The organism is Amycolatopsis sp. EV170708-02-1 (assembly GCF_022479115.1).
In the GTDB taxonomy this organism is placed as follows: Bacteria; Actinomycetota; Actinomycetes; order Mycobacteriales; family Pseudonocardiaceae; genus Amycolatopsis.
Map to the genome: position 1 here is coordinate 2549124 of NZ_CP092497.1, position 17368 is coordinate 2566491.

Consider the following 17368-nt stretch of genomic DNA (forward strand, 5'->3'; position numbering starts at 1 on the left):
CCGGCGCGTCGTGCCGTTATCGAATTGTGGGTACCGGCGCCGCCCGCAACGGGCCGGTATCGGAGTTACAGTGAGATTGCCCGGTGTCGCACCGGGCCCAGGTTCAGTCCGACCCCCGGGGCTGAACCCCAGGCGGCCCTCGTCCCTCCCCCCTGGCGAGGGCCGCCTCCTATTTCCCCGTCGTGCCAATGGTTCAGACCTAGTCGGCCGCGGAAACCTATTCAGGGCAAGGTCGAATCGCCCGTAGTTCGTTAACTTTCCTTTCTCTCAAGGGTTTCCTGTGTCCAGCAGGGCTCCGCATCCCATAGCGGAGGGGACCGACAGAAATCGCGGGAAACCGGTTTCCCGAGGCGGAGTTGTCCACAACACCCCGGTTGTCCACAGGCGGGACGGAATGGCGTTGTGCGCGGTGGGGAAGTGGCGCGACCGTGGAAGTCGTCACCCGAGTCCGACCGAATCACTGGGGGAGTCATGACCGCGGAACATCCGCTCGTCGTCGCCGGAGACGACGTCCTGCTCGACGAGATCCTGCGCGTGGCGGCGGCCGCGGGTTGCGAGGTCGAACGAGCACCCGATCTCGACGCCGCCCGCGGGAGATGGGCCCGTGCGCCGCTCGTGGTGCTCGACGAGGAGGCCGCGAGCGCGCCGAACCGGCTGCTGCGGCGGAACAAGGTCCTGCTCGTCTGCAAGGGCGCGCCGACGCCGGTGACGTGGGAGCGGGCCGTCAACACCGGTTCGGAGAAGGTCCTTTCGCTGCCGGACGAGGAAAGCGACCTCATCGGCGAATTCGCCGACGTCGTCGACGGGCCGGCACGGGACGACGGAGTCGTCATCGGGATCATCGGCGGACGAGGCGGGGCCGGGGCTTCCGTGCTCGCGGCCGCCGTCGCGTACCGGGCGGAGAAGTCCGGCACCGGCGGGCTGCTCGTCGACTGCGATCCGCTCGGCGGCGGGGTCGACGTCCTCCTCGCCGCCGAACGCGATCGCGGGCCGCGCTGGCCGGAACTCGAACTCGGCGGCAGAGTGTCCATGGCCGCCTTGAGCGAAGCCCTGCCGCGAAAGAAGTACGCGACCGGCTCACTGTCCTTTGTGTCCTATGGCAGGGAAGGCCGCGGGCCAGGGCCCGATGCGATCGAGGGCGTGCTGTGCGCCGGACGCCGGGCGGGGCGGACGGTCGTCTGCGATCTGCCGAGGTATTTCGGCGCCGAGACGTCCACCGTGATCGGGCTGGCCGATCTGGTCGTGGTCGTCGTCCCCGCCGAACTCCGCGCCTGCGCGGCGGCGAAACAGGTCCTCGCCAGGATCGAGCCCCACGCGAACCGGATCGGTGTCGCGGTACGGGGGCCGTCGCCCGCCGGGCTGATCCCGCAGGAGATCGCCGACGCCGTCGGCGTTCCGCTCATCACCTCGATGGGCCGCGAGCGCTCCCTCGCGGCGGCTCTCGACCGCGGTGAGTTCGTCCTGAGGCATCGCGGGCATCTGGCCACCGCCGCCACCGAAGTCCTCGCCGCCGCGCGCGGACAGCTGGCCGGTGCCTCGCGATGACCGACGATCTGGTCGAGCGGGTACGGCGGCGCCTGGCCGGATCGGCCGCCCCGGCGGATCCGGTGAGCGTCGCGCGGGCGGTCCGCGCCGAAGCCGGTGGCGCGCTCGGTCAGGAGGCCGTCCTCGGCGCGGTCCGGCTGGCCCGTGACGAGTTCGTCGGAGCCGGTCCGCTGGCACCACTGCTCGACAAACCCGGTGTCACCGACGTTCTCGTCACGGCACCCGACGAGGTCTGGACCGATACCGGTGAAGGCATCCGCCTGACGGACGTTCGGTTCGCCGACGAGGAAGCCGTCCGCAGGCTGGCTCAGCGGCTCGCCCTGGCGGGCGGGCGGCGCCTCGACGACGCTCAACCCTTCGCCGACTGCTGGCTTCCGGGAGTGGGGCCGCAAGGCCGGGTCCGGATGCACGCGGTCCTCCCGCCGATCGCGCCGGCCGGGACCGCCCTCTCGCTCCGCGTTCTCCGGCCCGCCACCCATGATCTCGCCGAACTCCGGTTGCGCGGAGTGTTCGGCCCCAGCGGGGCGGAGTTGCTCGGCTCGATCATCCGGCGGCGGCTCGCGTTCCTGGTCTCCGGCGGGACAGGGGCGGGCAAGACGACCCTGCTCTCCGCGTTGCTCGGCGCGGTGCCCCCGGCCGAACGCATCGTGTGCGTCGAGGACGCCGGAGAACTGCAACCGGACCATCCGCAGTTCGTCAGCCTGCTCACCCGCCCGGCCAACGTCGAGGGCGCGGGCGAGGTCGGGCTGAGCGAGCTGGTGCGGCAGGCGTTGCGCATGCGCCCGGACCGGCTGGTCGTGGGCGAAGTACGCGGTGGCGAGGTCATCGCGTTGCTCAACGCCATGAACACCGGGCACGAGGGCGGCGGCTGCACCGTGCACGCCAATTCACCCGAGGACGTCCCCGCGCGGCTGGAGGCGCTGGCCGCGCTCGGCGGATTGAAACGGGACGCGCTGCACAGCCAGCTGACCGCGGCGGTGCGGGTGGTCCTGCACATGCGCCGCCTGCCGAGCGGCATCCGGCGGCTGGACGAGGTCGGTGTCCTCCGGTCCTTTCGAGGCGAGGCCAAGGTCGTTCCCGTCTGGAGCAAGGGCGCCTGGATCGGCGACGAGACGCCGTTCGAGGAGATGGCGGCATGAACCCGTGGTTCCTTCTCTCCTGGGGTGCGGGTCTCGCCTGCTGGCCGAAGCCGATGGCGCGCACTCCGATCGCCTGGCGGCTGCCTCGCACCGTCCGGGTGGGCTGGTGGCCGCTCCCCGCGTCGCTCGCTTTGGCCTTCCTCGGAATCGGCTGGGCGGTGGCGACGCTGGTCTTCACCTTGACCGTCCGCCAGGAGTACCGGTGGCGGGCACGGGAGAAGACGGCGCTGGCCGAAGCGGAACTCACCGGGTCCGTGCTTCGGACCATGATCGGCGAACTCCGCGCGGGCGCCCATCCGGTCGCCGCGGCCGAGGCCACCGCGGAGGCGGTGCCCGCGGCGTCCGGCCGGCTGCGCGGGCTCGTCGCGGCCGCCCGATTCGGTGGCGACACCGCCGCCGATCAGAACGCGCCACCGGCGCTGGCGAACGCGTGGGCGCTCGCGAACCGGTTCGGGCTGCCGATGGCCGAGGTACTCGATGCCGCGCGACGGGACGCCGAGGCGGAGATCGGCTTCCGCCGTCGTCTCAAAGCCAAGATGGCGGGCCCCAGGGCGAGCGCCGCCGTGCTCGCGGCGCTCCCGCTGATGTGCTTGGGGCTCGGCGAGGCGATGGGGGCGGGTCCGCTCCACGTCCTCACCGGGACGGGCGCCGGGCAACTGTCGCTCGTCGTGGGCAGCGGGCTGATCTGGGCGGGCACGGCCTGGTGCCGGGCTCTCACCGGCCGGGTGGCCCCATGCTGACCGGAGCGGCGCTGATCCTGCTGGGCGGTGCCGTCTTCTGCTGGCCGCGCGTCATCCGTGCCACGGAGCGGCCTAGGTGGCTCCGGTCGAAGGGGAGAACGTCCCGCGACAAAGGTGTTTCCGAACTACTCCGGTCCGCGGCCACCCTCGACCTGCTGGCCGCCTGCCTGGACGGCGGGCTTCCGGTACCCGTCGCGCTCGAAGCCGTCGCACCGACGGCTTCACCGAAGACCGCGGCGGCACTGCGCTCGGTGGCGTCGCATCTCGCCGTGGGCATCGGACCGGCGGAAGCGTGGGCCCCGGTCCGCGACCGGCCCGGCCTGACCGAACTGTCCGTCGCCGCCGTCCGCACGGCGAGGGCGGGCACCGCGCTCGCCACCCACGCGAAAGACCTCGCGCGAAGACTGCGCGAGTCGCTCTCCGCCGAAGCCGAGGAACGAGCCGAACGGGCCGGCGTGCTGCTGGCGGCACCGATCGGCCTCTGCTTTCTCCCCGCGTTCCTCTGCCTCGGCGTCCTGCCCGTCGTGCTCGGCCTCGCCGGTCGTCTCGACTTCCTCTGATCGAAAGGCGCTCCCCATGTACAAGCTCCCCACCTTCCGTGAAGACGACGGCATGGCGACGGTCGAGTACGCCATCGCCACCCTGGCCGCCGCCGCGCTGGGGGCCGTCCTCTACTTGGTCATCGACAGCGAAGCAGTCCGTGCCGGGCTCACCGCGCTCATCGAGCGGGCCTTGTCGGTGAAGTTCTGATGGCCGACCGTGGCTCCGTCACGGTGGAGGCCGCGCTCGGCATCGGCGCGCTGACCTTCCTCTCGGCCCTGTTGTTCGCCGGGATCGGCGTCGCCTCCGACCAGCTCCGCTGCACCGACGCGGCCCGCGAGGCGGCGAGGCTCCTCGCCCGTGGGCAGCCCGCCCGAGCCGAACAGGCGGTCCGGGAGATCGCGCCGTCCGGCGCTCGGCTGGACGTCGCCCGTGAAGGCGACACGATCACCGTCGGCGTCGAGGCCGAACCGGTGGCCGGGCTCCTGCCGGGTATCCGGCTGCACTCCCGTGCCTTCGCCGTCGCCGAGCCGGGGGCCGGGCCGTGACCGAGAGCCTGTCGGCCGAAGGGCCCCGCTGTCGCGGTGGCGCCCTGCCGGAGTCGGTCGCGGCTGCGGGTCCACCTGCGGACACCGAGGACGACCGTGGTGTCGCGACCGTCTGGACCGCCTCGATGGTCGCGGTCCTGGTGTGCGCGGCGGCGTTCGTCTTCTGGATCGGCGCCGTCGTCACGGCCCGGCACCGAGCGGAGGCCGCCGCCGATCTGGCTGCGCTCGCGGCCGCCTCACACGCGACGGCGGGGCCCGGCGCGGCCTGCGAGCGGGCCCGTGAGGTCGCCGCCCGGATGTCGGTCACGCTGCTCACCTGCCGGTGGGAGCGCGGCGATGCCCTGGTCGAGGTGCGATCGGAGCCGTCTGGACGGCCGGCGGTCACCGGACGGGCGGAGGCACGGGCCCGGGCGGGGCCGGTCGACCGGTCACCGTGACGGGCGTCGCACGACGAACGGTCGTCCAGTGGTGACCGGCCGGTAGTACGCGTGAGTAACCGCTCGGCGCGAGCAGCGGTCGTTGACGCACGGCGAGCGGTCGAAGCCATGATCAGCTCGCCGCCGAACGGCCGTCCGCCGCTCACCGTGAGCGCCGTCACGCCGGGCGGAAGCCCAGGTCGGCTGCGACGAACGGCCCCGGACCGGTCGTGCACGCCCGTTAATCGGACGTCTGGCGTTCGGTCCGTCCGGTCGGGCTACCGCGCGTTCATCGCTAAGTAACCGCCGGTTGTCGCGTGAGGTCTTCTCCCGATGTGCAACTTGCCGTTTATTGAGATGTGCGCCACCTCGAGAAGGTCGCCGGGTAGCGCGGAGCAGAACCGACACAGGACAGAGTTGACCTGAGGCAGGGACGGAATGTTGGACGCGAATTGGCCGGACAGCTGGCGGGGCGCCTTCCGCATCGAGATGCGGGCGGAGGCGATCGGCCTCGCGTGGCGTGGCTGGCCGGTGCTCCCGGGTGCGGAGCCCGCCGCGATCACCGCGGACGGCGACGACCTCACCTGGCGCCGTCCCGTCCCGGCGCAGGACAACTGGCGTGAACTGCTCGAGACCCACCCGCACGAGGTCGCCACCTGGTTCGGCGACGACACCCACAGCCTGCTCGTGGCCACCGGCACCGTGCTCGACGCCATCGAGGTCGACGACGAGCTCGGCAAGGCCGCCGCCCGCCTGCTGCGCGCCACCGGACACCCCGCCCCGATCGTCGCGATGCCGAACGGCCGCTGGCTGTTCCTGACCACCGTCGCCACGAGCATCCCGCGGGAACTGGCCGACCAGGCCTCGATCCAGTGGCACGGCGCGAACGGTTACATCCCGCTGCCCCCGTCGCCGTTCCAGCACGGTGTCGTGCACTGGCGGGTCAAGCCCGAGGTCTGGGGCTGGCAGCTGCCCGAGGCCACGGAGGTGCACGACGTGCTCGTCCGTGCGCTGGCCGGTGACCGGACCGTCGCCCCCGTGGCGACCCTGAGCACCGCCGCCTGATCAACCCACAACTTCAAGCCACAGCCATTCAAACCACCGAGTGGCCGGACACGGACCCGTGCTGACGCAAAGCCCGAGCACGGTGTCCAGAACGGCCACCGCCCCGCCTTGTCCAGCGGATCGTTGCCGTTCCCGCACTTCGGCGACTGGACGCAGGACGGGCAGCCGGCCGGGCACTCGCAGGAAACGATCGCCTCCCGCGTTGCGGCCAGCCAAGGGACAATCGCGGCAAATCCGCGGTCGGCGAATCCCGCACCCCCGGGATGGCCATCGTGCACGAACACCGTCGCCTCCCCGGTGTCTTCGTGCCACGCGGTCGACACCCCGCCAATGTCCCAGCGGTCGCACGTAGCGAACAGCGGTAGCAGGCCGATCGCCGCGTGCTCGGCGGCATGCAGGGCACCGGGGACGCGCGCCGGATCCAACTCGGCGCTCGTCCCCGGTGCTCCGCCAAGTTCCTTGGTCCCCACCCTGGAGCCTCCGGTCCCCACCGGCTCCAGAACTTCGGTCCCCGCCCGATGGCCCCCGGTCCCCGCCACGCCATCGGACACACCGAGCAGCTCCGCCGAGATCGTGTACCAGACGGCGCGGGTGTGCAGGCTCTGCTCCGGCAGATCCAGCGGAGTCTGGTCCAGCACCTCACCGGAAGGACGCCTCCGCAAGTAGCCGACCACTTGCGAACTGACCGACACCTCGCCGAGGTTCACCGTGACCCCGCCGTGCACGCTGGTCTCCTCGGTGCGCAGCACACTGATGTCGACGATCTCGCGCGGCGACGTGGTCCAGTCCGGATCTTCCGCGTGCACCAGCGCGAGCCCGGTCTCCAAATCCAGTTCGTCGACCACATAGGACGAACCCTGGTGCAGGTACACCGCGCCGGGATGCACCGCGTAACAGGCGGAACCCGGGTCGACGGTGCCGAGCATGCGGCCCGAATCGGCCTCCACCACGGCGATCTGCTCGCCGCCGGAACCGCGGATGCCGACCTCGGCGTGCGGCCGGTCGCGCGAGGTCCAGTACCAGCCGCTCGTCCGGCGCCGGACGATCTTCTCCGCGACCAGATCGGCGAGCACGGCACGCGCCGAGTCGCCGCCGAAGGCCGCGACCTCCGGCTCGGTCAACGGGAGTTCGGCGATGGCGCACGCCAGCTGCGGGCCGAGGACATACGGATTCGACGGGTCGAGGACGGCGGCTTCCACCGGCCGGTCCAGGATCGCGGCCGGATGGTGCACGAGATAGGTGTCCAGCGGATCGTCCCTGGCCACGAACACGACCAGAGCCGCGTCTCCCGCGCGCCCGGCCCGGCCCGCCTGCTGCCAGAACGAGGCGAGCGTGCCGGGGTATCCGGCCAGCACCACCGCGTCCAGCCCCGCGATGTCGACGCCGAGTTCGAGCGCGTTCGTCGTCGCGACGCCGAGCAGCCGCCCGGACAGCAACGCCGCTTCGAGGGCGCGCCGCTCCTCCGGCAGGTAGCCCGAGCGATACGCGGCCACGGATTCCGCCAGCGAACCGTCCACTTCGGACAGAATGCGCCGGGCGCCGAGCGCGGTCAGCTCCGCGCCTCGCCGCGACCGGACGAACGCCAGCGAGCGAGCGCCTTCGATGACCAGTTCGGCGAGGATGCGGGAAGCCTCGGCCCCGCCGAGCGCCGCACGGGTGCCCCGTTCTCGCCCGAGAGTTCCGACAGCAGCGGCGGCTCCCACAACGCGACCGTGCGGGCGCCGCGGGGTGAACCGTCTTCGGTGACCGGGACACAGTCCTGTCCGGTGAGTTTCGACGCGAACGCCGCCGGGTCCGCCGTTGTCGCGGACGCGAGGACGAAGACCGGCGAAGCGCCGTAGTACGCCGCGACCCTCCGCAGCCTGCGCAGCAGGAGCGCCACGTGGGAGCCGAAGACCCCGCGATAGCTGTGGCACTCGTCGACGACGACGAACGCGAGCCGCCGGAAGAACCGGGACCAGCGCGCGTGCGACGAGAGGATCCCGCGGTGCAGCATGTCCGGGTTCGTGAACACCCAGTTCGCGTGCGCGCGGACCCAGTCCCGCTCCTCCAGCGGGGTGTCGCCGTCGAACGACGCCGCCCGTGCCTTCTTGATGTCCAAAGAGGACACCGCGCGCAACTGGTCGGCGCCGAGCGCCTTGGTCGGCGACAGGTACAGCGCCGACGCCCGCTCGTCCTCGACCAGCGCCGAAAGCACCGGCAGCTGGTACGCGAGCGACTTACCCGACGCGGTACCGGTGGAGATCACGACGTGCTCGCCCGCGCGGGCGAGCGACGCGGCTTCCGCCTGATGCCGCCACGGCGCCTTGACGCCGTTCGCTCGCAGCGCCTCGACGACCGGGGCCGCCGCCCACTCCGGCCAGTCCACCGAATCCGCCGCACGGGCGGGCAGCTCGGCCACATGGGTGACCGGGTACAGCGAAGCCGGGATCCCCGCCGTCGCGCGGTCGAGAAGCCGCCGCCCTTTGCCGGGTCGCACCGTGCCGTCCACCTTCCGAGCTTCGCACAGCGCACCGACAGAAACGGGCCGCCGCCGAGCGGATCGGGCACTGGAAGCGGCCGTCGATGATCGATACAGTGACCAGCCTCACAAGGTAACGGAACGTGCGGTGGCGGGGACGCCTTGCCGTCCGCCATCCCACTACCAATACACTCCCGCAATCCACACCGACTGTGGCGAGCGTCATGTGAGACGTGCCTTGCAGTGCGACTAGCGTGACGTTCGGTTCAGTTCCCCATGCCAACGTCGGCACGCCGGTTCCATCGGCGGATCGTCGTTGGCCAACGGCGACGTCTCCAGGAGGACGAATGTCCCGGCAGTTCCTCGCGGAGGGCGAACTCACGCTCTCCGGAGGTGGTTACACCATCGTCGGTGTAATCGCCGTGGTCGCCCTTGCCGCACTGGTCATCGGCTACGTTCTGCTCAAGGAGGTGCTGGCCGCCGGCCAGGGCACCACCAAGATGCAGGACATCGCGAAGGCAGTGCAGGAAGGCGCGGCTGCCTATCTGAAACGGCAGCGCAACACCCTCGCGATCTTCGGTGCGATCGTGTTCGTACTGCTCTTCGCCTTGCCGGCCGATGACTGGAACGAGAAGATCGGCAGGTCGATCTTCTTCCTGGTCGGCGCGGCGTTCTCCTTCGCGATCGGCTATCTCGGCATGTGGCTGGCGACGCAGGCGAACCTGCGCGTCGCCGCCGCTTCGCGGGAGGAAGGCGGTCGCGAAAAGGCGATGCGCGTGGCCTTCCGCACCGGTGGCGTGGTCGGCATGATCACCGTCGGTCTCGGTCTCTTCGGTGCCGCGGTGGTCGTCCTCGTCTACACCGGACAGGCCCCGAAGGTGTTGGAGGGCTTCGGTTTCGGTGCCGCGCTGATCGCGATGTTCATGCGTGTCGGCGGCGGTATCTTCACGAAGGCCGCCGATGTCGGCGCGGACCTGGTCGGCAAGGTCGAGCAGGGCATCCCCGAGGACGACCCGCGCAACGCGGCCACCATCGCCGACAACGTCGGTGACAACGTGGGCGACTGCGCCGGGATGGCGGCGGACCTCTTCGAGTCGTACGCGGTCATGCTCGTGGCGGCACTGATCCTGGGCAGCACCGCCTTCGGCGTGCACGGTCTGATCTTCCCGCTCATCGTTCCCGCCATCGGCGTGATCACCGCGGTCATCGGTGTCTACATCACCAAGGCCAAAGCGGGCGAAGGCGGTCTGGTCACGATCAACCGCTCCTTCTACATCTCCGCCGGTATTTCCGCGGTGCTCTCGACGATCGCGGCGTTCGTCTACCTGCCCGGTTCGTTCTCCGAGCTGACCGGCGGCGCCACGAACGAGTCCGGGAACCCGGCGCTCATCGCGACCATCTCGGTCATCATCGGCATCGTGCTCGCGGCGATCATCCTCAAGATCACCGGGTACTACACCGGCACCGAGCACAAGCCGGTGAAGGAGGTCGGCAAGTCTTCGGAAACCGGTGCGGCGACGGTGATCCTGGCCGGTATCTCGGTCGGTTTCGAGTCCGCCGTGTACACCGCGCTCGTCATCAGCGCGGCCGTGTTCGGCGCGTACCTGCTCGGCGGCGGCGTCGCGTTGTTCGCCGTGGCGCTGGCCGGTACCGGTCTGCTCACCACGGTCGGCGTCATCGTCGCCATGGACACCTTCGGCCCGGTTTCGGACAACGCGCAGGGCATCGCGGAGATGTCGGGCGACGTCGACGAGGACGCGGCGCAGATCCTCACCGAGCTCGACGCGGTCGGCAACACCACCAAGGCCATCACCAAGGGCATCGCGATCGCCACGGCGGTTCTCGCGGCGACGGCGCTGTTCGGGTCCTATCAGGACGCGATCAGCAAGGCGCTGAAGTCGATCCCGGAGGCGGCGCAGGCCAGCGCGTCCGCGCTGAACTTCTTCGTCAACGAAGTGGTCAGCCCGAACACCCTGGTCGGTGTCATCATCGGCGCGGCGGTCGTGTTCCTGTTCTCCGGTCTCGCGGTCAACGCGGTGTCCCGGGCCGCCGGCGCGGTCGTCTACGAAGTGCGCCGCCAGTTCCGCGACATCCCGGGGATCATGGAGGGCACCACCCGTCCCGAGTACGGCCGGGTCGTCGACATCGTCACGCGCGATTCGCTGCGTGAGCTGACCACGCCCGGTCTGCTCGCGGTCTTCGCCCCCATCGCGGTCGGGTTCGGCCTCGGCACCGGCGCGCTCGCCGGCTACCTGGCCGGCGCGATCGCGACCGGCACCCTGATGGCGATCTTCCTCGCCAACTCCGGTGGCGCCTGGGACAACGCGAAGAAGCTCGTGGAGGACGGGAACCACGGCGGCAAGGGTTCGGACGCGCACGAGGCCACCATCATCGGTGACACCGTCGGCGACCCGTTCAAGGACACCGCCGGTCCCGCGATCAACCCGCTGATCAAGGTGATGAACCTGGTGTCGGTGCTGATCGCCCCGGCGGTCGTGCAGTTCTCGATCGGCGCGGACGCCAACGTCGGCATCCGCATCGCGATCTCGCTGGTCGCCGTCGCGATCATCGTCGCGGCGATCGTGGTCTCCAAGCGCCGCGAGTCGGTTCTTTCCGAGACGCCAGCGGAAGCGAAGGCGTAACACCGAACAGTTCCCCTCCGCCGGGCCCGCCACGATTCCCCGTGGCGGGCCCGGCGTGTGTCCGGGGCGGGCTAATCTCTGCGCGTCACGCCGATCCGATCCGGGGGAGTCCCGCCATGAGGCGTTCGATCATCCTGTTCGCCGCTTTCTTCCTGGCCGGCTGTGGTGGTGCCGAGAAGGCGGCCGCCCCTGCGCCTTCGTCGCCCGCTCCCGCGGCCGGGGTTTCCTGGATGGACAGTTTCTGCGGTTCGTTGATCGACTTCGCCAAGATCGGCGAATTCACCATGCCCGACTTCGAGCAGGGCGACGTCGTGAGCGCGCGGAAGGTGATGGACGAGGCGTTCGGGGTGTTCGCGCCCGGTTTCGACAACGCGGTCACCGGCTTGGGGAAGCTGAGCCAGGCGCCGAGCGCGGAGGCCGAAGCGACGCGCAAGGGCATCGTCGACGCGCTGACGCCGATCCGGGACGAGGTGCTCGCCGCGAAGGCGGCGCTCGACGCCGCGCCGAAGGACGACAAGCAGGCCGTCGTGGCCGCCGCGGCCTCCTTCCGGCAAATCGGTTCCCGTATGAACGACCTGCCCGACCCGTTCCAGCAGCTGGAAACGAACGTTTCGTTGAAAACACTGGCCGCGCAGGCCCCGAACTGCGGGAAGCTGCCTTCTTGACCGTTCTTTCCGCCACGTTGATTTGCATTGCCCCCCGGTATCGGTACCGTCGGGGGCCAGCCGGGAAGTCGTCAGGTCGGGAGGTGTTTTCGTGCGGCCGCGGTTCACCGTCCTTGCCGCGCTAGCAACAGGTATCGGACTCGGCCTCGCCGGGTGCGGGCAGCAGCCCGCGGTGACTTCCCACGCCAGACAAGAAGGTCTCGCGACGGTCAGCGCGTCGGAGGCCGACCCCACCTCCGCTTGGGCGGAGGCGTACTGCGGCGCGGCGGGCGGACTCGTCCGGACGCTGGCGACGCTGCCCAGCGTCGATCCGAGCACGCCGCAACAGGCTTCGCGTACCTCCAGCGAGCTGATGCTCTCGGTGGTCGAAGGGCTGGATCGGACCTCCACCGCCCTCGAGAACCTCGGCCCGGCTCCGGTCGCCGGCGGTGACAACTCGCGGACGGCAGCCGTCGCCCAGCTCGCCGGTATCCGCGCCCGGGCAGCCGACGTCCGCCACCGTCTCGACTCCTCAGCAGACCCCGAGGCGACGAAAGCCGCGCTTCGCGACGCCAGGACGTCGCTCGACGAACTGGACCGCCTTGACCTTCTCAGGGGCCTTAACGACGTGCCTCAGCTCGCCGCGGCGAGCAGCCGGATCCCGGTCTGCCAGGAATTGGTCAAACAACCGCGCTGAGTCAACGCCCGATCACTGGCCATGAGTCGAACTTGTGTTCTATTCTGTCCGGGTGGACGGGACGATCTCGCTCTTCTCGGCGGAGGCGAGCGGGCCCGTGCTCGCCGACCTCGCCGGAGTGCTGTGCGGGCCCGGGCGGATGACGGGTTTCGGGCGGACGGCCGCGCGGCTGTCCGCCGTGGTCGACGAGCCCTGGCGAGCGGGTGCCCTCGCCAGGGAATGCCGTCGGCGCGGTGTCCAGGTGCAGGTCTCGGTCGCCGAATGCGGGCGGCCACTCGTGAGAACGCCGTTCCGGGTCGATCTGCTGCCGCTGGAGCAGCACTGGAGCCGTGGTGAAGAGAAGGTGCTGCCGGAGGGCTTCCGGCTCGACGGGGCGATGTTGAGGATGTGGGCGCTGGCGGCGGGCAGTCCCCAGGGCAACGGCTACCTGCTCGCGCTCGATCCGGCGGCGCCGGAGACGCACGAGCGGCTGATCACGGCGCTCGCGCGGCTCGGCGTGCCCGCCAAGGTGCAGAAGGGGGAAGACGCGCTGCTCCGGGTCACCGGGCGGCGCCGGCTCGCGCACGTCCTCGAGCTGATCGGGGACGCGCCCGCAGGGGCCGAGCCCGCTTGGCCGAGCCTGGTGCCCGTCGTCCGGGCCGTCTGACGCTCGTGAGTGATAATGACGGTTCTAACCGTCCCTGCCACTCACGAGGACGTGGCACCGCACTCACGTGATCGAAGCCGTAACTCGCGTGATCAGCGGCGGAACACTCGAGTGCGGCCTCCAGTCGCGCGAGTTACGTCCCTGAGCACGCGAGTCACGCCTCCGCCCACGCCGCGCCTGTGTTCCCAGTCCGTGAAGGCCTCCTTGAGGGACCCAGGGTCCCTCAAGGAGGCCTTCACGGACACGGTTGGCACTCGGTGAGGAGGAAAGGTCAGGGCTTCGGCGCCCGGCAGTTCGGGTTCGCGAGGTCGAGTTCACTGTGCGAAAGGCAGGAGGTCAGCTGGTAGGTCTGCTGCCCGTAGTTGATGCCCTGCCGCACGGTCACGTTCCCGGCCGCGTCGACCTCGCACGGGTTGTTCATCGTGCACCGCTGGCCGCTTTCGTTGCCGGTGTTGTTGACGCCGACGACCTTCCCGGTCGAGGTCTCGATGATGGGCGACCCCGAGGTTCCGCCGATCGTCTTGCACGCCGAGGTGTACCTGATCGAGTCCTTCCAGACCCAGTTCGCCTCGCGGAGTTCGTGCACGAAGCCGTCGACGTTGCAGGAGTAGATCTTCTTCCAATACCCCGAGACCACGTCCATCGCGATACCCGCCGACGGACGGGTGGACGAGAGCGTCAGCGGGGCGATGCCGTACCTCGACTTGATCTTGGCGTAGCTCGTGTCGAGCTGGTAGAGCGAGACATCGGTGTCGGTCATCGTGGCGTAGAGCAGCTTCTTCGCCTTGAGGGTGCCCAGTGACGAGCGGCCGTCCTTGGACAGCAGGCTGAAGGTCCGTGACGAAGGCTTGTCGACGATTACTTCCCCGGGGTCCGGGAAACCTTCTTGCAGGCAATGCCCGTTGGAAAGGACGAGGGCGGGGTCGTCGAGGCTCGCCTCGGGCGGTTTGACCACCGACCCGGAGCAGTTCGACAACGCCACCGTTCCGGCGAAGGTGGTCGTGGCCGCTTCCGCCGGTGCGGTTCCGACCAGGGCGGACGCGGTCAGCATGGCGAACAGTGTGCCGAGGAGTCGTCGGGTCACGTGGAGTCCTTTCGGGTCGGCGTGGACATCAAGTGAAGCGTTGGCGGGTGGGAGCCACCACCGTCGAACGGAGGGTGTTCACCCCGTCACGCGGGACCCCAGGCGGACGTGTCCGACATCACGTGCTAGGTGTTGAAAGGAAACATCGACGAGGTCAGCGGCGATGCGCTGGACACACGATCGGCGGCGTGTTGCACCACCTAGCCGTGGTCCTGGCGGTGCGAGCGTGCACACTGACGGGTCGAGAGGCGGCGCGAAGGCGCCGAAGATGAGCGGAGAGCAGGACAGCGTGGCAGGAGCACGGACGAAGAAGACCGCGGCGTCGGACGACGGCGCGGGCCGTCGTCGGCTGGTGATCGTCGAGTCGCCGACCAAGGCCCGCAAGATCGCCCCGTACCTCGGCGGTAACTACGTCGTGGAGTCCTCCGTCGGACACATCCGCGACCTTCCCCGCGGCGCGGCCGACGTGCCCGCCCAGTACAAGGGCGAGTCGTGGGCGCGGCTGGGTGTCGACGTCGACAACGACTTCAAGGCGCTCTACGTCGTCACGCCGGACAAGAAGTCCAAGGTCACGGAGCTGAAGGGCCTGCTGAAGGACGTCGACGAGCTCTACCTCGCCACGGACCCCGACCGCGAGGGCGAGGCCATCGCGTGGCATCTGCTGGAGACGCTCAAGCCGAAGGTCCCGGTGCGCCGGATGGTCTTCCACGAGGTCACCGAGCAGGCGATCCGTGCCGCGGCCGACAGCACCCGTGAGCTCGACGGCGACCTCGTCGACGCGCAGGAGACCCGCCGCATCCTGGACCGGCTCTACGGCTACGAGGTCTCGCCCGTGCTGTGGAAGAAGGTCATGCCGAAGCTCTCGGCGGGCCGTGTGCAGTCCGTGGCGACCAGGATCGTGGTCGAGCGGGAGCGCGAGCGCATGCGCTTCACCTCGGCGTCGTACTGGGACATCTCGGCGACGATGGACGCCGGCGCCGACGCGTCGCCGCGCAACTTCCCGGCCAGGATGATCGCCGTCGACGGCGCGCGTCTGGCCACCGGCCGTGACTTCGGCTCGGACGGGCAGCTCAAGGCTTCCAACAACGAGATCCGCGTGCTGGCCGAGGCCGACGCCGTCCGGCTCGCCGAGGCGCTGAAGAACCGCGACTTCAAGGTCGCGAGCGTCGAGGAGAAGCCGTACACGCGGAAGCCGTACGCGCCCTTCATGACCTCGACCCTGCAGCAGGAGGCGGGCCGCAAGCTGCGGTTCACCTCCGAGCGCACCATGCGGATCGCGCAGAAGCTGTACGAGAACGGGTACATCACTTATATGCGTACCGACTCCACGACGCTGTCGGAGTCGGCGATCTCGGCGGCGCGCAGCCAGGCGACGCAGCTGTACGGCAAGGAATACGTCTCGCCGTCGCCTCGCCAGTACACCCGCAAGGTGAAGAACGCGCAGGAAGCCCACGAGGCGATCCGTCCCTCGGGCGAGGTCTTCCGCACGCCGGGCCAGGTCGCGAAGGATCTGGACACCGACGAGTACCGCCTTTACGAGATGATCTGGCAGCGCACGATCGCGTCGCAGATGGCGGACGCGAAGGGCACCACGATGTCGGTGCGCATCGTCGGCACCGCCACCAGCGGCGAGGAGGTCACGTTCGCCTCTTCGGGCCGCACGATCACCTTCGCCGGGTTCCTCAAGGCGTACGTCGAGGCCGTCGACACCGAGAGCGGTGGCGAGGCGGACGACAAGCAGAGCCGCCTGCCGCAGCTGGTCAAGGACCAGGCGCTGACCGCGACCGAGCTGAGCCCGGACGGGCACACCACGTCGCCGCCGGCGCGCTACTCGGAGCCGAGCCTGGTCAGCAAGCTCGAAGAGCTGGGCATCGGCCGCCCGTCGACGTACGCGTCGATCATCAAGACCATCCAGGACCGCGGCTACGTGTGGAAGAAGGGTTCCGCGCTGGTGCCCTCCTGGGTCGCGTTCGCCGTGATCGGCCTGATGGAGCGGCATTTCGAGCGGCTGGTCGACTACGACTTCACCGCCGGCATGGAGGACGAGCTCGACCGCATCGCCGCCGGTGACGAGCACCGGACGCAGTGGCTGTCGAAGTTCTACTTCGGCGGCGACATGGGCGTCGACGGTTCCGTCGGCCGTCTCGGCGGGCTGAAGAAGCTGGTCGGCTCGGGCGTCGAGGACATCGACGCCCGCGAGATCAACTCGATCCCGCTGTTCAGCGACGCCGACGGGCACACCGTCGTCGTGCGCGTCGGCCGGTACGGCCCGTACCTCGAGCGTGAGGTGGACGGGACGTCGCAGCGGGCGAACCTGCCCGAGGACCTGCCGCCGGACGAGCTGACCCAGGACATCGCGGAGAAGCTCTTCGCGACGCCGCAGGAAGGCCGTGTGCTCGGCAAGGACCCGGTCAGCGGGCACGAGATCGTGGCGAAGGAAGGCCGCTTCGGCCCGTACGTCACCGAGCTCCTGCCCGAGCCGGAGCCGCTTCCCGAAGGCGCCACCGCCGCGCAGAAGAAGGCCGCGAAGGCGAAGCAGCCGAAGCCGCGGACGGGTTCGCTGTTCAAGTCGATGTCGATCGAGACGATGACTCTCGAAGACGCGCTGAAGCTGCTCTCGCTGCCGCGCGTGGTCGGCAAGGACCCGGAATCCGGCGACGAGATCACCGCGCAGAACGGGCGCTACGGGCCGTACCTGAAGAAGGGCACGGACTCGCGTTCGCTCACCACCGAGGACCAGCTGTTCTCGATCACGCTCGAAGAGGCGCTGAAGATCTACTCGGAGCCGAAGCAGCGTGGCCGGTCCGCGACCGCGAAGCCGCCGCTGAAGGAACTGGGCGACGACCCGGTGTCCGGTAAGCCGATGGTGGTCAAGGACGGCCGCTTCGGTCCGTACGTGACCGACGGCGAGTACAACGCGACGCTGCGGAAGTCGGACAGCATCGAGGAGCTGACCGCCGAGCGCGGCGCCGAGCTGCTGGCGGAGAAGCGCGCGAAGGGCCCGGCGCCCAAGCGCAAGGCTCCGGCACGGAAGACGGCGGCGTCGAAGACGACGGCCACCAAGACGACCGCGGCGAAGAAGACCACGGCGACCAAGGCCGCCGGGACCAAGACCGCGGCGGCGAAGAAGCCCTCGACCCGCTCGACGGCTACGAAAACAAAGTAGCTCTGAGCGCTATGAACGGGCCGTTCCTGGCAAAT

14 protein-coding genes and 1 pseudogene are annotated in these 17368 nt (G+C 69.9%); 13 read left to right on the top strand and 2 right to left on the bottom strand.

Annotation, left to right across the window (positions count from 1 at the left end; genetic code table 11):
• Window positions 1-471: 471 nt before the first annotated feature.
• The 8 genes from ssd (at window position 472) to MJQ72_RS11690 (ending at window position 5993) form a co-directional block, all read left to right on the top strand.
• On the top strand, window positions 472-1545 hold the full coding sequence (gene ssd / locus MJQ72_RS11655) for a septum site-determining protein Ssd (protein ID WP_240599214.1): 1074 nt from the start codon (window positions 472-474) through the stop codon (window positions 1543-1545).
• Window positions 1542-2684, top strand: coding sequence for a TadA family conjugal transfer-associated ATPase (locus MJQ72_RS11660; protein WP_240599215.1), 1143 nt, complete (start codon window positions 1542-1544; stop codon window positions 2682-2684). Before ssd ends, MJQ72_RS11660 begins: the two co-directional genes overlap by 4 nt.
• Window positions 2681-3424, top strand: a complete 744-nt coding sequence (locus tag MJQ72_RS11665) for a type II secretion system F family protein (protein ID WP_240599216.1) — start codon at window positions 2681-2683, stop codon at window positions 3422-3424. Before MJQ72_RS11660 ends, MJQ72_RS11665 begins: the two co-directional genes overlap by 4 nt.
• Entirely contained in the window at window positions 3418-3984 is a 567-nt protein-coding gene (locus MJQ72_RS11670) for a type II secretion system F family protein (RefSeq protein ID WP_240599217.1), read from the top strand. Before MJQ72_RS11665 ends, MJQ72_RS11670 begins: the two co-directional genes overlap by 7 nt.
• A 16-nt stretch (window positions 3985-4000) precedes the next feature.
• Window positions 4001-4174, top strand: coding sequence for a DUF4244 domain-containing protein (locus MJQ72_RS11675; protein WP_240599218.1), 174 nt, complete (start codon window positions 4001-4003; stop codon window positions 4172-4174).
• Window positions 4174-4512 (top strand): TadE family type IV pilus minor pilin, encoded by a 339-nt coding sequence (locus tag MJQ72_RS11680; RefSeq protein WP_240599219.1) that lies wholly within the window; start codon window positions 4174-4176, stop codon window positions 4510-4512. Before MJQ72_RS11675 ends, MJQ72_RS11680 begins: the two co-directional genes overlap by 1 nt.
• The gene (locus MJQ72_RS11685; protein ID WP_396426938.1) at window positions 4509-4949 is read left to right on the top strand and encodes an Rv3654c family TadE-like protein; all 441 of its coding nucleotides are present in this window, start codon (window positions 4509-4511) and stop codon (window positions 4947-4949) included. Before MJQ72_RS11680 ends, MJQ72_RS11685 begins: the two co-directional genes overlap by 4 nt.
• Before the next feature lie 417 nt (window positions 4950-5366).
• Entirely contained in the window at window positions 5367-5993 is a 627-nt protein-coding gene (locus MJQ72_RS11690) for a bifunctional DNA primase/polymerase (protein WP_240599220.1), read from the top strand.
• A gap of 28 nt (window positions 5994-6021) precedes the next feature.
• Here MJQ72_RS11690 and MJQ72_RS11695 read toward each other — a convergent pair.
• Window positions 6022-8484, bottom strand: a pseudogene (locus MJQ72_RS11695) (DEAD/DEAH box helicase).
• A 317-nt stretch (window positions 8485-8801) separates the two neighbouring features.
• On the opposite strand from MJQ72_RS11695, the gene MJQ72_RS11700 reads away from it, so the two are divergent.
• The 4 genes from MJQ72_RS11700 to MJQ72_RS11715 all read left to right on the top strand — a co-directional run bounded on the left by MJQ72_RS11700 (window position 8802) and on the right by MJQ72_RS11715 (window position 13083).
• Window positions 8802-11096, top strand: a complete 2295-nt coding sequence (locus MJQ72_RS11700; protein ID WP_240599221.1) for a sodium-translocating pyrophosphatase — start codon at window positions 8802-8804, stop codon at window positions 11094-11096.
• A gap of 116 nt (window positions 11097-11212) precedes the next feature.
• Window positions 11213-11761, top strand: coding sequence for a hypothetical protein (locus MJQ72_RS11705; RefSeq protein WP_240599222.1), 549 nt, complete (start codon window positions 11213-11215; stop codon window positions 11759-11761).
• A gap of 91 nt (window positions 11762-11852) precedes the next feature.
• Window positions 11853-12437, top strand: a complete 585-nt coding sequence (locus tag MJQ72_RS11710; RefSeq protein WP_240599223.1) for a hypothetical protein — start codon at window positions 11853-11855, stop codon at window positions 12435-12437.
• 34 nt (window positions 12438-12471) lie between these two features.
• The gene (locus tag MJQ72_RS11715; protein WP_240599224.1) at window positions 12472-13083 is read left to right on the top strand and encodes a hypothetical protein; all 612 of its coding nucleotides are present in this window, start codon (window positions 12472-12474) and stop codon (window positions 13081-13083) included.
• A gap of 271 nt (window positions 13084-13354) precedes the next feature.
• Here MJQ72_RS11715 and MJQ72_RS11720 read toward each other — a convergent pair whose 3' ends face one another.
• Complete coding sequence (locus MJQ72_RS11720) at window positions 13355-14167, bottom strand: serine protease (protein WP_240599225.1); 813 nt, start codon at window positions 14165-14167, stop codon at window positions 13355-13357.
• Window positions 14168-14435: 268 nt separating this feature from the next.
• Between MJQ72_RS11720 and topA the strand changes: the two genes are divergently transcribed.
• Window positions 14436-17333, top strand: a complete 2898-nt coding sequence (gene topA, locus MJQ72_RS11725) for a type I DNA topoisomerase (RefSeq protein WP_240599226.1) — start codon at window positions 14436-14438, stop codon at window positions 17331-17333.
• Window positions 17334-17368: the final 35 nt, after the last annotated feature.